Annotated in this window: 13 protein-coding genes; 9 read left to right on the top strand and 4 right to left on the bottom strand. The window is 63.5% G+C overall.

Annotated elements, in window-relative coordinates:
• Positions 1-72 precede the first annotated feature (72 nt).
• The 4 genes from CWO89_RS02785 to CWO89_RS02770 form a co-directional block, all read right to left on the bottom strand.
• Positions 73-1,701 carry a thiamine pyrophosphate-dependent enzyme gene (locus CWO89_RS02785; RefSeq protein ID WP_130577146.1) on the bottom strand — a complete coding sequence of 543 codons (1,629 nt, stop codon included), beginning with the start codon at positions 1,699-1,701 and terminating at the stop codon, positions 73-75.
• Positions 1,702-1,803: 102 nt separating this feature from the next.
• A complete protein-coding gene (hpaD, locus tag CWO89_RS02780) occupies positions 1,804-2,787 on the bottom strand; it encodes a 3,4-dihydroxyphenylacetate 2,3-dioxygenase (RefSeq protein WP_130577145.1) in 984 nt (327 codons plus the stop codon).
• A gap of 108 nt (positions 2,788-2,895) precedes the next feature.
• Positions 2,896-4,437: a 5-carboxymethyl-2-hydroxymuconate semialdehyde dehydrogenase gene (gene hpaE / locus CWO89_RS02775; protein ID WP_130577144.1), complete on the bottom strand. Its 1,542-nt coding sequence runs from the start codon at positions 4,435-4,437 to the stop codon at positions 2,896-2,898.
• Positions 4,430-4,828: a 5-carboxymethyl-2-hydroxymuconate Delta-isomerase gene (locus CWO89_RS02770; RefSeq protein ID WP_130577143.1), complete on the bottom strand. Its 399-nt coding sequence runs from the start codon at positions 4,826-4,828 to the stop codon at positions 4,430-4,432. Before CWO89_RS02770 ends, hpaE begins: the two co-directional genes overlap by 8 nt.
• Before the next feature lie 92 nt (positions 4,829-4,920).
• Between CWO89_RS02770 and hpaR the strand changes: the two genes are divergently transcribed.
• The 9 genes from hpaR to CWO89_RS02725 all read left to right on the top strand — a co-directional run bounded on the left by hpaR (position 4,921) and on the right by CWO89_RS02725 (position 17,503).
• Positions 4,921-5,457, top strand: coding sequence for a homoprotocatechuate degradation operon regulator HpaR (gene hpaR, locus CWO89_RS02765; RefSeq protein ID WP_130577142.1), 537 nt, complete (start codon positions 4,921-4,923; stop codon positions 5,455-5,457).
• A gap of 298 nt (positions 5,458-5,755) precedes the next feature.
• Positions 5,756-6,901: an ABC transporter substrate-binding protein gene (locus CWO89_RS02760; protein ID WP_130577141.1), complete on the top strand. Its 1,146-nt coding sequence runs from the start codon at positions 5,756-5,758 to the stop codon at positions 6,899-6,901.
• An 86-nt stretch (positions 6,902-6,987) separates the two neighbouring features.
• Positions 6,988-7,863 (top strand): branched-chain amino acid ABC transporter permease, encoded by an 876-nt coding sequence (locus tag CWO89_RS02755; RefSeq protein WP_130577140.1) that lies wholly within the window; start codon positions 6,988-6,990, stop codon positions 7,861-7,863.
• Positions 7,860-9,638 (top strand): branched-chain amino acid ABC transporter ATP-binding protein/permease, encoded by a 1,779-nt coding sequence (locus CWO89_RS02750; protein WP_130577139.1) that lies wholly within the window; start codon positions 7,860-7,862, stop codon positions 9,636-9,638. Before CWO89_RS02755 ends, CWO89_RS02750 begins: the two co-directional genes overlap by 4 nt.
• Positions 9,638-10,366 carry an ABC transporter ATP-binding protein gene (locus tag CWO89_RS02745; RefSeq protein ID WP_130577138.1) on the top strand — a complete coding sequence of 243 codons (729 nt, stop codon included), beginning with the start codon at positions 9,638-9,640 and terminating at the stop codon, positions 10,364-10,366. The genes CWO89_RS02750 and CWO89_RS02745 overlap by 1 nt, the downstream gene beginning before the upstream one ends.
• Positions 10,367-10,437: 71 nt before the next feature.
• Positions 10,438-11,523, top strand: a complete 1,086-nt coding sequence (locus tag CWO89_RS02740) for a malate/lactate/ureidoglycolate dehydrogenase (RefSeq protein WP_130577137.1) — start codon at positions 10,438-10,440, stop codon at positions 11,521-11,523.
• Between the two features lie 131 nt (positions 11,524-11,654).
• Positions 11,655-12,434, top strand: a complete 780-nt coding sequence (locus tag CWO89_RS02735) for an HpcH/HpaI aldolase family protein (RefSeq protein ID WP_130577136.1) — start codon at positions 11,655-11,657, stop codon at positions 12,432-12,434.
• 114 nt (positions 12,435-12,548) lie between these two features.
• A complete protein-coding gene (locus CWO89_RS02730; protein ID WP_130577135.1) occupies positions 12,549-14,072 on the top strand; it encodes a UxaA family hydrolase in 1,524 nt (507 codons plus the stop codon).
• Between the two features lie 164 nt (positions 14,073-14,236).
• Entirely contained in the window at positions 14,237-17,503 is a 3,267-nt protein-coding gene (locus CWO89_RS02725) for a transglutaminase family protein (RefSeq protein ID WP_130577134.1), read from the top strand.
• The last annotated feature ends 15 nt before the right edge of the window (positions 17,504-17,518 follow it).

The following is a 17,518-nucleotide window of genomic DNA, read 5'->3' as shown; positions in this document are numbered from 1 at the left end:
CATTTCACCGCGTTACCCGGTGGCGCCATGGATTCCGGGCCTGCGCCTTCGGCGCATCCCGGAATGACAGTGTCAGGGTTTGGCCGGATGAATAAACGCCCACGGGCTCACTTCCGAATCCGTCGGCACCTCGATCGCGATCACATAGGGCCCGCCGTCGGCCAGCGCCTTTTCCAGCGCGGGACGGAAATGATCGGGCGAGGTGACGCGCGCAGCTCCGGCACCAAAGGACTCCGCGAGCTTGACGAAATCCGGATTGACGAGGTCCGACGCCACCACGCGGCCGTCAAAACGCTCGCGCTGGTCGCGCCGCACATTACCGTAAGAGTTGTTGTTGAACACTAGCGTCACCACGCCGATGCGACACTGTACGGCGGTGGAAAGCTCTTGCACACCGAACATGAAACCGCCGTCGCCCGTGATCGCCACCACCGGCTTGTCGGGATTGGCGACTTTGGCGCCGAGCGCGGTCGGAAAGCCGGAGCCGAGTGTGCCCTGATAGCCCGAGGTGATGAAGGTGCGCGGTTCGTAGACGGGAAAGCCATACCAGGAGGCGAAACCGACCTGTGAGAGCTCGTCGGTGACAACAGCGTTCGAAGGCAGCACCTCGCGGAGAATCTTCAGGTAAGCCATCTGCGGCTGGATGCGCTGGATTTCGCGCGCGGCCGCCGCGGTCGCTTCGCGGATTGCCGCGCGTCGGCCGCTGCTCTTGCCAAGACCAGTCTTGCGTAGGGCCGCCAGCAACTCGGCGCTGCCGGCTTTGGCGTCGCTCACGATGGCGGCATCAGCCGTGAGCCGACGCATTTCGACCGGATCGATGTCGATGCGGATCGATTTGATGCCGTCGGGCTGGTACGGCCAGCGGAATCCTGAGGCCGGCAATTCCATGCGGGTGCCGATCCCGATCATCAGATCGGTCGTCGGCCACAATTTGTAAGCGGCCGCCATGGTCAGCCCGAGCTCATGCGCATTGGAGACGATGCCGCGGCCGCTGCGGAAGGCGACGACGGGCGCATCGATCATTTCTGCCAGCTCGAGGATTTCCTCTCCCGCCTCGATCGCGCCGCTGCCGACGAAGATCATCGGCGTCTTGCTCGCCGCGATCAGCGCGGCCGCCGCCTTGATCCGGTCAGGGTCGGGCAGTGGCGACGGAAACGGCTCGAACGGCTTTGATGGCGCGACTGCGGCACGCTGGGTGAAGACGTCCCAGGGCATCTCGAGCGACGCCGGTCCACGCCGGCCCGACAGCATTTCCTGGAATGCGCGCGACACCATCGCCGGCGCCGCATCGGGATATTCGATCCGATCGGCCCATTTCACGAAGGTGCGCAGCGTCGCGAGCTGGTCCGGCATCTCGTGCAGATGGCCGCGGCCCTTGCCGAGGAACGCGGTCGGCACCTGCCCGGTGAGGCAGAGCACCGGCTCGTTGCAGCCGAAGGCGGTGAGCAGCGCCGCGCTGGCGTTGAGCACGCCGGGGCCGGGCACCACGCTGAACACGCCCGGGCGGCCGCTCGAACGCGCATAGCCGAAGGCCATGTAGCCGCAGGCCTGCTCGTGCCGCGCGCCGATCATCTTGAGCTGCGCCTGATGGAAGGCGTCGAACAGGCCATAGATTTGCGCGCCGGGCAGGCCGAACACCGTGTCGACGCCGTGGGCGACGAGGCCGTTGACGATCGCTTCGCCGCCGCTGGCTGAACTCATCTTGCTATCCATCTGCTTCTTATGCTTCGTCGACAACGGCGTTGCGCAACACGCCGACGGCTTCGGCCTCGATCTCCAGACGAGGCGGAGACATCGGCTCGCTCAATCCGCAATCGTCACGTCGGCAATGAACAGCGGCTCGCGCACCGTCTGTCCGGTGAACGGCGAGCCCTGCTCGAACCAGGAACGCGGGGCGGGCGCGCCCCACAACGTCTGCCGCCGCGGGTCCTTCAGCGACCAACGCAGTGGCTCATGGTCGTGATCTCCCGTGAAATAGTCGCTGGTGTAAAGCTCGAGCCGATGGCCGTCGGGATCCCTGACATAGAGAAAGAACGCATTGGAAATGCCGTGGCGGCCGGGGCCGCGTTCCATGTTCTTCAGGAAGCCGCTGGAGGCCATCACGTCGCAGAGATGCAGGACGTTCATTGCAGTCGGCACCCAATAGGCGAAATGGTGCAGGCGAGGGCCTTTGCCGTTGGTGAAGGCGAGGTCGTGCACATTGCCCTTGCGATGCATCCATGCCGCGGCGATGCGTCCGTTCGGGCCGTCTTCCTCGCCATATTCGGTGAGACGAAAGCCGAGCCGTGCATAGAAATCGATGGTGTCCTGCAGCTCGGCGGCGAAGATATTGAAATGGTCGAGCCGTTGCGGATGACAGCCCTTGTAGAGGTCGTAACGGCGCAAGAGGTGCGGGCGCTTGTCCATCGTCGCATAGAGCTCGAGCTGGAAGCCGAATGGATCGGAGAACTGCAAGGCGCGGCCCTGGAACGGCTGGTCGACGAAGCGATAGTCGATGCCGTGCTCGGAGAAGAACGCCGCCGCCTTGTCGAGGTCAGCATCATTGCCGACTTTGAAGCCGAGCCGGCTGCAGGCTGCTACAGGCGCCTTGCGCAGCACCAGCGAGTGATGCTGATGCTCTTCGGAGCCGCGCAGATAAACCGTCTTGTCGTCCGCGTCCTCGACATGTAGCCCAACGGTGGCCTCATAGAACGCGCGGCTGGCGGCGAGGTCGGTCACGTCGAGCACGACGTGGCTGCAGCGGATGATGTTGAACGGCGGATCAAAGACGTGCTGCGGAACAGGCATCGATGTTTCCCTGCTTGAGGTCGTCATTCCGGGGCAGCCCGCAGGGCTGAACCCGGAATCTCGAAATTCCGGGCTCGATGCTTCGCATCGCCCCGGAATGACGGCGTACTACACTCCCAGTCTCTGTATCTTATGCGTCCCGCGTGCCAGCGAGACGTGCTTGGTTTCCATGTAGAAGTCGAACGAATAATCGCCGCCGTCGCGGCCGATGCCTGACGATTTCATCCCGCCGAATGGCGTTGGCAGGTGCCGGACGTTTTCCGAGTTGAGCCAGATCATGCCGGCTTCGAGCGCATCCGCCACTCGCAGGGCACGGCCCATGTCACCGGTCCAGACATAGCCGGTGAGGCCATACTGCACGCCGTTTGCGATCTCGACGGCGTCGGTCTCGTCGCGGAACGGGATGACGGTGAGGAACGGCCCGAACACCTCTTCCTGCGCCACCCGCATCTTGGAATGCGCAGCCGTGACGAGCGTCGGTTGCACATAATGTCCGCCGCCTGGCCCGTCATGCGGTTTGCCGCCGACCGCGATCGTCGCGCCTTCCTGCCGCGCCACGTCGAAATAGGAGCAGACCTTTGCCAGATGCCGCTCATGGATCAGCGGTCCGATCTCGGTTGCGGGATCGAGGGGATGGCCGACCTTCAGCGCCTTGACCCGCGCGGTGAGCTTCTCGATGAACTTCTCCGCGATGCTCTCTTGCACCAGGAGACGGCTCGAGGAGGTGCAGCGCTCGCCGTTTAGCGAGTAGATCATGAACACGACGGCATCGAGCGCGCGCTCGAGATCGGCGTCCTCGAACACGATCACCGGGTTCTTGCCGCCGAGTTCGAAATGTACACGCTTCAGCGTCGGCGCGCCCTGGGCCATGATCGCGGACCCGGTCGCGCTCTCGCCGACGAAGCCGATAGCCTTGATCGCGGGATGCTCGGTCAGCGCCTTGCCGGCCTCCTCGCCGAAACCGTGCACGGTGTTGAGCACGCCGTCGGGCACGCCCGCCTGCTTCACCAGCTTCGCCAATAGATCAGCCGTCACCGGCGACCATTCCGCGGGCTTGTGCACCACCGTGCAGCCGGCGGCGAGCGCGGGCGCGATCTTCCAGGTCGACAGCATGAACGGCGTGTTCCACGGCGTGATCACGCCGACCGGACCGATCGGCACCCGCGTGGAGATGTTCCAGTGCTCTTCGCTCGGCATGTTGAGGCCGTCTCTGGCCTCGGCGCATTTGTCGGCAAAGAAGCGGAAGTTCTCGGCCGCGCGGATCGCGGCTTTCGCCATGAAGCGATGTGCCTGGCCGGTATCGATGCATTCGAGCGCGGCGATATCGTCGGCATGATCCTCGATCGCATCGGCCACGCGATTGAGCAGCTTGCGCCGCATCGAGGCCGACATGTCGCGCCAGGATTTGAAGGCGAGGGCGGCCGCGGTCGCGGCGCGATCGATGTCCTCGGCATTGCCGCGCGCGACGGTTGCCAGCACGGCGCCGTCGATCGGCGACTTCGTCTCAAATGTCTGGCCGGAGATCGACGGCACCGTCTTGCCGTCGATCATGTGGCCGATTCCCTCCGCCTTCAGCTTCGCCAGCAGCGGCGCGGCGCGGTCGCGGTTGGCCTGGAATAATTCGGCCGATTTCGGCCTCGCTTTATCCATGGACAGTCTCCACCTTCAGCGCATCGTGGATATTGTTGCGCTTCCAGCTCGTCTCCTTGTCGTTGATCTGCATGTCGAACGACAGCGCAAATTTGCTGCTCGCGAATACCGGGTCGAGATAAGTCGATAGCGCTCTGAAGATATGTTCTCCCGCCTTCTTGCGGGTTGCGAGATCGCGGCCTTCGCCGAGCCGCAGCACCATGTCGAGAAAGCCGTAAACGTTTCGTCCGTCGGCGATCGCGTAGTGCTCGCATCTGATGGCGCGAACGCGGATGCCGCCGAGCGGGAAGATGCCGGTCTCGACCGCCGCCTTGCGCACGAGTTCGACGACTTCGCCCATGTCGAGGTGGGAATCCAGGTTGGCCGAATATTCGATGGTGAAATGCGGCATGGCGGATCACTCATGGTGCGCTGGAATGATTAACATGTTAAGTGTATCGGCGTAAATTGATTTGCGCTTTGTTGCGCCGCAAAAGATTGGCGATGGCGGGTAAGAAATCATCATTGAACGGTTCGCGGCCGCGCGCGGCGGCAGAGACGAGGCGGCGTGGGCCGATGCGTGAATTTTCCCGCTCGTTGCCGATGTCGCTCTTGCGTGCGCGTGAGGCCGTGATGCGGCAGTTCCGTCCCTCCCTGCGCTATCACGGGCTGACCGAGCAGCAATGGCGCATCCTGCGCGCGCTGACGTCGGTGGAGGCGATCGAGGTCACCGATCTCGCGCGGCTCGCCTTCCTGCTCGGGCCGAGCCTGTCGCGCATCCTGCGTGACCTCGAGGCGCGCGGGCTGATCGAGCGCCGTTCGGCGGAGGCGGACCTGCGGCGCGCCGTGGTGTCGATCTCGCCGAAGGGATTGAAGCTGATCGAAGCGGTCGCGCCGACATCGGAAGCGATCTACGCCGCCATTACAAAACGTTACGGCGCGCGCAAGCTTGCTGAACTGCAGGCGATGCTGGGCGCGCTCGAAGAAAGCCTTGCGAGCTTGTCAGGCGCGGAAGGGGAAACGGTCGAGGTCGATGAGTAAATGCAAAATTTGCATGATGATATGTGCTGGGATGCATAGCTCGCCTTTCCTGCACATCGTTTGAGCACAAAGGAATTGGTAGGCCCACGGAATCTGCCGGAATAGTCATGATCTCGTCGGCATTAATCTTTCTTGATGCGCGCGGATAACGATGCATCTCCATCGTTAGTCGAAAACACCGCAATATCAATTTACTCCGAGACGGAGAGTCCGTAAGTACGCATGCGGTTCGCGCCCCGTCGGGGATCGCCAACAGCAAGAAGGGCCGACGAAGACGCCCGGCCTCAGGGAGAAACCAATGAAACTGACGAGACGCGATTTCGCGGCTGGCGTCGTCGCCGGCCTTGCCGCCCCCCACATCATTACGAGCGCGAGAGCGCAGGGCGCCACGATCAAGATCGGCATGTGCGCGCCGGTCACCGGTCCCGCCGCCGAATCCGGCCGCTACGCCATCCAGGGTGCGAAGCTTGCACTCGAAGCCGTCAACAAGGCTGGCGGCATCCTCGGCAAGCAGGCCGAGTTGATCATCGAAGACGATCAGACCACCAATCCCGGCATCGTGCTGGCATTCTCCAAGCTCGCCGCGCAATCCGACATCGTCGGTTTCCTTGGTTCGATCCGGTCGACCCAGGTGCACGCCATGGCGCCCGACGTGCTCAAGCTCGGCAAGCCCGTGATGATCGGGGGAACCGATCCGAACCTCACTCACATGGGCAATCAGTGGCTGTTCCGCTTCCGTCCGAATGACAGCTATTCCGGGCGCGTCATCGCCGAGTATGGGGTCAACACGCTCGGCAAGAAGAAATGGGCCGTGCTGCATTCGACCGACGCGTTCGGCACCGCAGGCGGCAAGGCCCTGACCGCTGCGTTGGAAAAGCTCGGCTGTGCGCCCGTGCTCGACCAGGGTTATGCCAACCAGAGTCAGGACTTCACCCCGGTCGTGCTCGCGATCAAGCAGTCCGGCGCAGACATTCTTGGCTCCTACTTCACCTTCGAGAACGACCTCGGCATCTTTGCCCGGCAGTTGCGCCAGCTCGGCGTCAACATTCCCTGGGTCGGTTCTCCCTCGATCGTCAATATCACCGCGCTGAAACTCGCCGGGCCTGCGCTGTACAACACCTATGGTGTCGCGGACTACGCGGAAGATTCCAGCGAAGCCTCCAAGGCGTTCGGCAAGCTCTATCGTGATGCGGTCAAGGTCGCGCCGGATAACCAGAGCTCTTGGCCTTATGACGCGGTCACCGTGCTGGCGGCGGCGATCAACAAAGCCGGCTCGACCGAGCCTGCAAAAATCCGTGAGGCGATCCTGTCGATCAAGAAATTCCCCGGGGCCGAAGGCGAGTATAATTTCGACCAGAACGGCGACGGGCTCCACGGCTACAACATCGTGAAAAACGACAAGGGCAATATCGTCTTCGACAAGCACATTGAATTCAACGATTGACCACTTTTTCGGCCTCTTCGTTCTCCACGAAGAGGCCGAAAACCTTTCGGCGAATTCCTCAGCTCTCCTCCTAACCGAAGCTTGTCATGGATCTCGTCCTTCAACTGCTGTTTACCGGCATCGGCATCGGCGCCGTCTACGCGCTGGTCGCGCTCGGTTTCGTGCTGATCTTCCGCGCCACCAATGTGGTGAATTTCGCGCAAGGCGAATTCTCCATGGTCGCGGCCTATCTGATGGTGGTGTTCGCCGTCGATCACGGCTGGCCCTACTGGCTGTCATTCCTGATCGCGCTCGGCGGCATGGCGCTGCTCGGCGTCATCTTCAATCTCGGCGTCTATTATCCGCTGCGCCACCGCACGTTCCTGCCGGTCATCATCGCCACCATCGGCGCCTCGATCCTGCTGTCGAATTCGGTGCTGGCGATCTACGGCCCGCAGCCGCAGGTGCTGCAGGGATGGTTTGAGACACCCGGCATCCAGCTCGGTCCTGTTTATCTCGATAGCCAGTATCTCCTGATCATCGCGGTGACGATCGCGCTCGTGATCTTCAACTATTGGTTCTTCGAGAAGACGCTGCTCGGCAAGAAGCTGCAGGCGACCTCGCAGGACAAGGAAATGGCCTCGCTGCTCGGCATTTCCGTCTCCACCATGATCATGATCACCTTCATTTATTCCGCCGTGCTCGGCGGCTTGGCCGGCATCCTGGTCGCACCGGTGCTGTTCGTCTCGATCCAGATGGGCTCGACGATCGCGCTCAAGGCATTCGCAGCCACCATCATCGGCGGCTTCGGCGACGTCGCCGGCGCCATCATCGGCGGGCTCGCGCTCGGCGTCATCGAGACTTTTGGCGCGGCCTACATTTCGGTTCCCTACAAGGATGGTTTCGCTTTCCTGGTCCTGGTCGCTTTCCTGATCTTCCGGCCGCAGGGCATCTTCGGCGAACGTGTGGCGGAGAAAGCATGAGCGCACCCAGCGACAACATGCCGATTCCGGCACCCGCCGTCCGCTCGAGACCGCTTCTGCTCCGCCATCTGCCGTACTTCATTGGCGCGGCGATCCTGGTGGCGCTTGCCGCAGGATTGCGGTTCGACGGCTACATCCTCAACATCCTGCTGCAAGCGACGACGTTCTCGATTGCAGTGTTCGGCCTGTCGGTCGTGCTCGGCCTGTGCGGGCAGATCAATCTGGCGCAGGCGGCGTTCTTCGGGCTCGGCGCCTATGCGGTCGGCCTCGGAACGAACGACCTGCATCTCAGCTTCTGGCTGTGCCTTGTCGGTGGCTGCGTGGTCGCGCTGCTTGCCGGCGCGCTCCTGGGGATGTCGACCTTGCGGCTCGGCGGGCATTACCTCGCGATGGTGACGATCTCGTTCCAGCAGATCGTTACGCTTGTCATGATCAACGCGATCTGGCTGACGCATGGCCCCGACGGCGTCTCCAATATCCGCCGTCCCGAACTGTTCCAGACGTCGCAGAGCTATCTCGCCTTCTGCGTCGCCATGCTCGCGATCGTCGGCTATCTGGTCTGGCATCTCTCCGACACCAAGCTCGGCCGCGCAATGCGGGCCGTGCGCGACAACGAACTCGCGGCCGGCGTCAACGGCATCGACGTGTTCCGCACCAAGATCTACGCCTTCGCGCTCTGTGCGCTGCTCGGCGGCCTGGCGGGCGGGCTGTTCGCCGGCGGCTTTGCCTATGTCAGCCCCGATCAATTCTCGTTCGCGGAATCGATCGTGTTCCTGACGATGTCGCTGCTTGGCGGCGTCGCTTCGCCGATCGGCTCGGCGATCGGCACCGGGCTTCTGATCCTGATTCCGGAATGGCTGCGTTTCCTCAAGAGCGTGCCCGGGCTTTATCTCGCCATTTACGGCCTGTTCGTGATCCTGATCATTCGCTTCATGCCAGACGGCATCTGGGGCTTCGTCGCCGATGCCTTCAGCCGCTGGCGCGCGCACATCAAGGCGCCGCCTGTGGCGGCTGCGCTGCAGTTGAAGCCTGCGACCGTCGGCGGCGAGTTCGTGCTTGAGGTGACCGGCCTGTCGAAGCATTTCGGCGGCCTCAAAGCCGTCGATGGCGTCGACATCGCGGTGAGGCGCGGCGGCGTCCACGCGCTGATCGGGCCGAACGGCTCCGGCAAGACCACGACGCTAAACGTACTCTCCGGCCTCTACGAGGCGACCTCGGGCAAGATCGTGCTCGACGGCACCGACATCACCCGCATGCCGCCGCATCAGCGCACGGCCGCGGGACTCGGCCGCACCTTCCAGAACATCCGTCTGTTCCGTTCGATGACGGCGCTCGAGAATGTCGAGATCGGCGCCGAGCGGCCCGGCAACACGATGATCGGGAAGGGCGAGGACGCGCTGACCGAACGGGCGATGGAAGCACTGAACTTCGTCGGCCTCGGCCACCGCGCCAACGAGCTGATCTCGAGCTTCTCCTACGGCCACCAGCGCCTGATCGAGATTGCGCGCGCGCTGGCCGCCAATCCGACGCTGTTGCTGCTCGACGAGCCGGCCGCGGGATTGAATTCGACCGAGAAGCTCGAACTGCATGAACTGCTCAAGCGCATCGCGGCGCAGGGCCTCACCATCCTCATCATCGATCACGACATGACGCTCGTCTCCGAAGCCGCCCAGCACATCACCGTGCTCAATTTCGGTCGCCGCATCGCGGACGGCGAATCCATGGCGGTGCTGCGCCATCCCGATGTCGTCTCCGCCTATCTCGGGAGCGAATGATGCCGCTGCTCGAAATCCGCAATCTCGTGGTCCGCTACGGCGAGATCGAGGCGCTGCGCGGCGTCACCATCGCCGTCGAGGCGGGGCAGGTGGTGACTTTGCTCGGCGCCAACGGCGCCGGCAAGTCCACCACGCTCCGCGCCATCTCGGGGCTCGCCAAGCCCACGTCCGGCGAAATCCTGTTCGACGGCGAGTCGATCGCCGGCCTTGGGCCGGAAGCGATCGTCCGGCTCGGCATCTCGCATGTGCCGGAGGGCAGGCGGGTGTTCCCGGGCCTCACGGTCAAGGAAAACATCATGCTCGGCGCGTCGAACCGAAAAGCTTCGTCGGCGCAGATCTCGCGCGAGGCGGATGCGATGTTCGACCTGTTCCCGGACATTCGCGCCTTCGCCGATGCGCTGGGCTGGACGCTGTCCGGTGGCCAGTTGCAGATGGTCGCCGTTGCTCGTGGATTGATGGCGAAGCCGCGGCTGCTCTTGCTGGACGAGCCTTCGTTGGGACTGGCGCCCGTCATCGTGCAGGCGGTGTTCCGCATCATTTCGCAGATCAGGAAAGACACCACGGTCTTGCTTGTTGAGCAAAATGCGCGCATGGGACTTTCGGTCGCCGATCACGGCTTCGTCCTGGAAACGGGGCGGATTGTGCTTGGCGGCAAGCCCGACGAATTGTGGGGCAATGAGGCCATCGCCGCGGCCTATCTCGGTGGTCACGCCAAGGCCAGCGCTTAAAGAAGCATGATCCCGAGGTGCCGGTTTCCCGGAAGGATCATGCTGCAAACCAAGGAGCGAGTGACATATCCATGGTGACGATCAAGGTCGACAATCTCATCAATTTTGTTGCTGAAGTCTTCTCCCACGCCGAATCCTCGCCCGAAGAAGCCCGTCGCATTGCAACATATTTGACGACCGCCAATCTCACCGGGCACGACAGCCACGGCGTGATCCGCGTACCCGTCTATATCCGCTGGAAGAAGATGGGCTCCGTGGTTCCGAACCAGACCGCCGAGGTCGTGGTCGATACGCCCTCGCTAGCCGTCGTCGACGGCAAGTTCGGTTACGGGCAGACGGTCGCGCCGGTCGCCGTCAAGATCGGCATCGAAAAGTGCAAGAAGGCAGGACTTGCCGCAGTTGCGCTGCGCAATGCCGGCCATATCGGCCGCGTCGGCGATTGGGCGGAGATGGCCGCCGCCGAAGGGCTGGTGTCGGTGCATTTCGTCAATGCCGCGGGTTCGCTCCTGGTTGCGCCGTTCGGCGGCGTCGAGAAACGGCTGTCGACCGCGCCCTATTGCGTCGGCATTCCGCGCGAAGGCCAGGACCCGATCGTGCTCGATTTCGCCACCTCGATCGTCGCCGAGGGCAAGGTGCTGGTCGCAAGCCGCGGCGGCAAGAAACTGCCTGTTGGCGCGCTGGTCGATTTCGACGGTACCTTGAGTGAAGATCCGCACGTGCTGTATGGGCCATACACGCCGGACGGGCCGCGCGATCACACCAAGGGCACCGGCGCGATCCGTGCGTTCGGCGAGCACAAGGGCTCAGGCCTGGCATTCATCTGCGAACTGCTCGGCGGCGCGCTGACCGGAACGGGCGCGACCACGCCGGACCGGCGGTTCGCCAACGGCATGCTGGCCTTCTACATCGATCCCAAGGTGGTCGATCCCGCCAATTTCTTCGACGGCGAAATCTCGCGCTATGTTGACTTCATCCGCGAGACCAAGCCGATTGCCGGTACCGATAACGTGCTGATCCCGGGCGATCCCGAAAGAAAGACCCGCGCCGAGCGCACCAGGAACGGCATCCCCTTGCCTGACGACACCTGGGCGGCGATAGTGAATACCGCGCGCGAAGTCGGCGTCAGCGAAGTCAGCATCCAGCGGGCAACAGGCTAACGAGCACCCATCATCGCGAGCGGAGTGAGGCAATCCATGTCGTCACAAGCGAAGTATGGATTGCTTCGTCGCTATCGCTCCTCGCAATGACGGCATGGCCATGACGGTGAGAACAAGGGAAGGACGGCAAAGTGGCAAATAACAAGGTCAAGCAAATCTGGGCGTCGGGCAGAGCGGTTGTCAACGCGTGGCTGGCGATCCCGTCGGGCTTTTCGGCCGAGGTGATCGCGCAATGCGGTTTCGACAGCGTCACCGTCGACATGCAGCACGGCGTGCAGGATTATCTCTCGATGGTGCAATGCTTCCAGGCAATGAACGGCCACCCGGTGACGCCGATGGTGCGCGTGCCCTGGAACGAGCCCGGCATCATCGGCAAGGTGCTCGACGGCGGCGCCTATGGCGTGATCTGTCCGATGGTCAACACGCCCGAGGAAGCCAAGAACCTCGTCTCTTATGCGAAGTATCCGCCGAAGGGCACGCGCTCCAACGGCCCGATCCGCTCTGGCATGTACGGCTCGGCCGGCACCTATCAGCAGACCGCCAATGATGAGATCGTGCTGTTGCCGATGATGGAAACCAGGACCGCAGTCGAGAACATGGAAGCGATCCTCGACGTCGAGGGCATCGACGGCGTCTATATCGGTCCGTCCGACCTCGGCTTCTCCTACGGCCTGGTGCCGAAGCTCGATCGCGACGAGCCGGAGATCCTCAAGATCTACGAGAAGATCGTCAAGGAATGCGGCAAGCGCGGCCTCAACCCCGGCATCCACTGCAGCGGCGCCGAAGGCGCGGTCCGTGCGATCAACATGGGCTTCAAGCTCGTCACGCTCTCGAACGAGAGCGGCTTAATGATGACCTACGCCAAAATGCAGGTGAACCAGACCCGCAAAGAGTCTGGCGGAAAAGCGTGAGAAGCGAATAGCGAGTAGGGAATGGCGAATAGGGATAGCGAGCGCAGCAATCCTATTCGCTACTCGCCATTCGCTATTCGCCCCTCGCAGCCATTCGCCCCAAAGGAGACCCCCATGGCCCCGGCACCCGTGATCCGCCTGCATCCCGATGACAGCGTGCTGATCGCGCGCGCCAGCCTGCCGCCGGGGCTTGAGGTCGCCAACGGCGTCACCACGGTTGACCGCATTCCGGCCGGCCACAAGGTCGCGATCAAGCCGATCGCGGAGGGCGAGCCGATCAGGCGCTATGGCCAGATCATCGGCTTTGCCACAGCGCCGATCGCGCCGGGCCAGCATGTCCACACCCAGAATTGCGGCATGGGCGATTTCGCCAAGGACTACGCCTACGGCGTCGACGTGAAGCCGGTGCCGAATTTCGATCTGCCCGCGACCTTCGACGGCATCCGCCGTCCCGATGGCCGCGTCGCGACGCGCAACTATATCGGCATCCTCACCTCGGTGAACTGCAGCGCCCATGTCGCTAGCCTCGTCGCCGACGTCTTCAAGAAGAATCCGTTCACCGGCGACAATCCGCTGGCCGATTTTCCGAATGTCGACGGCGTCGTCGCGCTGACCCACAAGACCGGCTGCGGCATGACGCAGGACGAGCCATTGGCGCTGCTTCGCCGCACGCTCGGCGGCTATGCGCGGCACGCGAATTTCTCTGCGGTGATCGTGCTCGGCCTCGGCTGCGAAGTGAACCAGATCGGCGGCCTGATGCAGGAGCAGAAGCTCGCCGGACGCCTGCGCGCGATGGACATCCAGGAAGTCGGCGGCACCCGCAAGACCGTGGAAGCCGGCGTCGCCTTCGTGCGCGAAGCACTCGCCGACGCCAACAAGGTCAAGCGCGAGAAGGTCGCGGCGAGCGAGCTCACGGTGGCGCTGCAATGCGGCGGCTCCGACGGCTATTCCGGCGTCTCCGCCAATCCCGCGCTCGGCGCCGCCAGCGATCTCCTCGTGCGGCACGGCGGCACCGTGATCTTGTCCGAGACTCCGGAGACCTATGGCGCCGAGCATCTGCTGACACGCCGCGCCGTCAGCCGCGAGGTCGGCGAGAAGCTGGTCGGCCTGATGCGCTGGTGGGAAGAATACACGCAGCGCGAAGGCGCCGAGATGAACGCCAATCCGAGCCCCGGCAACAAGGCCGGCGGCCTCACCACGATCCTCGAGAAATCGCTTGGCGCGATGGCGAAGGCCGGCAGCACCAATCTCGTTGACGTGCTGCACTACGCCGAGCCGGTGACCAAGCGCGGCTTCGTGTTCATGGACACGCCCGGCTACGATCCGGTTGCGGCGACCGGGCAGGTCGCGGGTGGCGCCAATCTGGTCTGCTTCACCACGGGACGCGGCAGCGTGTTCGGCTGCAAGCCCGCGCCCTCGATCAAGCTCGCCACCAACACACCCATGTACAAGCGCATGGAAGACGACATGGACGTCAATTGCGGCACCATCCTCGACGGCGAGGAGAGCGTGCAGGAATGCGGCCAGCGCATTTTTGATCTCATGCTGAAGACGGCATCCGGCCAGCCCACCAAGAGCGAGAGCTTCGATTTCGGCGGCGCCGAGTTCGCGCCGTGGGTGCTCGGCGCGACGATGTGAGAAGGCGAATGGTGAGTGGCGAGTAGCGAATAGGGCCGTTCCGTTCTATTTGCCACTCGCTATTCGCCACTCGCCCGCCTGCTAGGCAGGCGTGCCCGTTGTTAGTGCTTGCCGTCGGCCGGAACCAGTGTTCTGCTCAAAAAAGCTGCTGGAGTCCGCCATCCGTGTCGATCTTCGTCGCACTGCATCACGTCACGCATTACAAGTACGACCGACCGATCGACCTCGGGCCCCAGACCGTTCGCCTGCGTCCGGCGCCGCATACGCGCACGCCGATCCTGAGCTATTCGCTCAAGGTCACGCCAGCCAATCATTTCGTGAACTGGCAGCAGGACCCTCAGGGCAACTGGCTGGCGCGCCTGGTGTTTCCGGAGAAGGCAACCGAGCTCAAGATCGAAGTCGATTTCACGGCGCAGATGACCGTGATCAATCCGTTCGACTTCTTCGTCGAGTCATACGCCACCTCCTATCCGTTCCAATACACGAGCGATCTCAAGAACGAGCTCGCGCCTTATCTCGCAACCATCGAGCCGGGCCCGCTGTTTGCCGACTATCTGAAAGAGATTCCGCGCGAGGCAGACGGCACCGTCAATTTCCTGGTCGACCTCAACGCAAAGCTGCGCGAGAAAATCCGCTACGTCATCCGCATGGAGCCCGGCGTGCAGACGCCGGAGCAGACGCTGGCCGCCGGCGCGGGCTCCTGCCGTGACTCGGCATGGCTGTTGATCCAAATTCTGCGCCATCTCGGTTTCGCCGCACGCTTCGTCTCCGGCTATCTGATCCAGCTTCGTCCCGATATCGATCCGGTCGAGGGCCCGCGCGAGGTCGATAACGACTTCACCGACCTGCATGCCTGGGCCGAAGTCTATTTGCCCGGTGCGGGGTGGATCGGCTTCGACGTCACCTCGGGCATGCTGACGGGCGAGGGGCACATCCCCGTTGCAGCCACGCCGCACTACCGCTCGGCAGCGCCGATCTCCGGCACTGCCGGCTTCGCCAATGTCGATTTTGCCTTCGAGATGAGCGTCAAGCGCATCCGCGAGGCGCCGCGGATCACGCGTCCGTTCTCGGATGAATCCTGGGCGCGGCTCGACGCGCTCGGCGAGCAGGTCGACGCCGATTTGAAGACGGAAGACGTGCGGCTCACCATGGGCGGCGAGCCGACCTTCGTGTCGGTCGATGATCTCGAAGCGCCGGAATGGAACATCGCCGCCGTCGGTCCGACGAAGCGTGCGCTCGCCGATGATCTGATCCGCCGCCTGCGCGATCGTTTTGCGCCCGGCGGTTTACTGCACTACGGCCAGGGCAAATGGTATCCGGGCGAAAGCCTGCCGCGCTGGGCCTTCGGCCTCTACTGGCGCAAGGACGGCGTGCCGATCTGGAAGAATGCCGATCTGATCGCGAAGATCGAAAACCCGTACAAGGCAGAGATCAAAGACGCCGAGCGCTTCGCCGTGACCATGGCGCAGAAGCTCGAGCTGGCGGCCGACTACGTCATGCCGGCCTTCGAGGATCCCGCCTACTGGCTCCAGCGCGAAGCCGCGCTTCCGGCCAATGTCAGCCCTGAGAATTCCAAACTATCCGATCCGGAAGAGCGCTCGCGTCTCGCGCGGGTGTTCGACCACGGGCTGACGACGCCGAAGGGCTATGTGCTGCCGATCCAACGCTTCACCCCACTTGCCGGCCGCGTTCCCGCCCGCTGGCGTAGCGAGCACTGGAAGATCCGGCGCAGCCACCTGTTCCTGTCGCCGGGCGATTCTCCGCTGGGACTGCGGTTGCCGATCTCCTCGCTCGAATACGTCCCGCCGGAAGATTATCCCTACATCATCGAGACCGATCCGATGGCGCCGCGCAGCGGCCTGCCGGATTTCGACGAGGAATTGAAGCGGCTGCTTGAGGACCTCCCAGAGCCGCCGCCGGTGCGCACGGCGATGTCGATCGAAATCCGGGACGGCACCTTGTGCGCCTTCATGCCGCCGGTCGAGAAGGCCGAAGACTATCTCGAACTGGTGGCGGCGATCGAGGCGACAGCCGAAGACTTGCAGATGCCTGTGCATGTCGAGGGCTATGCGCCACCGTTCGATCCCCGCATCGAGGTCATCAAGGTCACGCCCGATCCCGGCGTGATCGAGATCAACATCCAGCCGGCGCAAAGCTGGCGCGAGGCGGTCGATATCACTTTCGGCCTCTACGAGGACGCCGCGAAAGTGCGCCTCGGCGCCAACCGTTTCCTGATCGATGGTCGCCACACCGGCACCGGCGGCGGCAACCACGTTGTGGTCGGCGGCAGCAATCCGCAGGATTCGCCGTTCCTGCGCCGTCCCGATCTGTTGAAGAGCCTCGTGCTGTATTGGCAACGGCATCCGTCGCTGTCCTATCTGTTCTCCGGCATGTTCATCGGCCCGACCAGCCAGGCGCCGCGGATCGATGAAGCGCGCCATGACGGGCTCTATGAACTCGAGATCGCGCTCGCCCATGTGCCGCCTGCGGGCGTCGAAGCGCCGCTGTGGCTGGCGGACCGACTGTTCCGGCACATCCTGGTCGATATCACCGGCAATACCCATCGCGCCGAAATCTGTATCGACAAGCTCTACTCGCCCGATGGCCCGACCGGCCGGCTCGGCCTGGTCGAATTCCGCGCGCTCGAAATGCCGCCCGATCCCAGGATGTCGCTGGCGCAGCAGCTCCTGATCCGCGCGCTGATCGCAAAATTCTGGCGCGAGCCGCAGCAGGGCAAGTTCGTGCGCTGGGGTACGACGCTGCATGACCGCTTCATGCTGCCGCATTTCCTCTGGGAAGACTTTTTGGACGTGCTCGCCGACCTCAGGCTGTCCGGCTACGATTTCTCGCCGGAGTGGTACACGGCGCAGCTCGAATTCCGTTTCCCGATGTTCGGCCATGTCCACCATGGCGGCGTCGCGCTGGAACTGCGGCAAGCGCTCGAGCCATGGCATGTGCTGGGCGAGGAGGGATCTGCCGGCGGCACGGTCCGCTATGTCGATTCTTCGGTTGAGCGGCTCCAGGTCAAGGCATCAAGCTTTGTCGAGGGCCGCCACGTCATCACCTGCAATGGCAGGCGGATGCCGATGACGGGGACCGGACGTTCGGGGGAGGCGGTCGCGGGCGTCCGCTTCAAGGCCTGGCAGCCGGCTTCCGGCCTGCATCCGACCATCCCGGTGCATGCGCCACTGACCTTTGACCTGATCGACACCTGGAACGGCCGCTCGCTCGGCGGCTGCGTCTACCATGTCGCCCATCCCGGCGGCCGCAACTACGAGACCAAGCCGGTCAATTCCTACGAGGCCGAGGCGCGGCGGCTGGCCCGCTTCCAGGACCACGGCCATACCCCCGGCAGGATCGAGCCGCCGCCGGAAGAACGCACAATTGAATTCCCGCTGACCCTCGACTTGCGGACGCCGCTCCTGCATTGATACGCATCTCGTTTC

Source organism: Bradyrhizobium sp. Leo170, from assembly GCF_004296405.1.
In the GTDB taxonomy this organism is placed as follows: Bacteria; Pseudomonadota; Alphaproteobacteria; order Rhizobiales; family Xanthobacteraceae; genus Bradyrhizobium.
The sequence above is the reverse complement of the archived record's forward strand: the minus strand, read 5'-3'. Positions and strand labels throughout refer to the sequence as shown.

Bases quoted from the DNA above. Each gene is read 5' to 3' on its own strand.
- hpaE (WP_130577144.1), bottom strand. From the start codon at position 4,437: ATGGATAAAGCGAGGCCGAAATCGGCCGAATTATTCCAGGCCAACCGC.
- CWO89_RS02740 (WP_130577137.1), top strand. From the start codon at position 10,438: ATGGTGACGATCAAGGTCGACAATCTCATCAATTTTGTTGCTGAAGTC.
- hpaR (WP_130577142.1), top strand. From the start codon at position 4,921: ATGGCGGGTAAGAAATCATCATTGAACGGTTCGCGGCCGCGCGCGGCG.
- CWO89_RS02730 (WP_130577135.1), top strand. From the start codon at position 12,549: ATGGCCCCGGCACCCGTGATCCGCCTGCATCCCGATGACAGCGTGCTG.
- CWO89_RS02760 (WP_130577141.1), top strand. From the start codon at position 5,756: ATGAAACTGACGAGACGCGATTTCGCGGCTGGCGTCGTCGCCGGCCTT.
- hpaD (WP_130577145.1), bottom strand. From the start codon at position 2,787: ATGCCTGTTCCGCAGCACGTCTTTGATCCGCCGTTCAACATCATCCGC.
- CWO89_RS02745 (WP_130577138.1), top strand. From the start codon at position 9,638: ATGCCGCTGCTCGAAATCCGCAATCTCGTGGTCCGCTACGGCGAGATC.
- CWO89_RS02750 (WP_130577139.1), top strand. From the start codon at position 7,860: ATGAGCGCACCCAGCGACAACATGCCGATTCCGGCACCCGCCGTCCGC.
- CWO89_RS02755 (WP_130577140.1), top strand. From the start codon at position 6,988: ATGGATCTCGTCCTTCAACTGCTGTTTACCGGCATCGGCATCGGCGCC.
- CWO89_RS02770 (WP_130577143.1), bottom strand. From the start codon at position 4,828: ATGCCGCATTTCACCATCGAATATTCGGCCAACCTGGATTCCCACCTC.
- CWO89_RS02785 (WP_130577146.1), bottom strand. From the start codon at position 1,701: ATGAGTTCAGCCAGCGGCGGCGAAGCGATCGTCAACGGCCTCGTCGCC.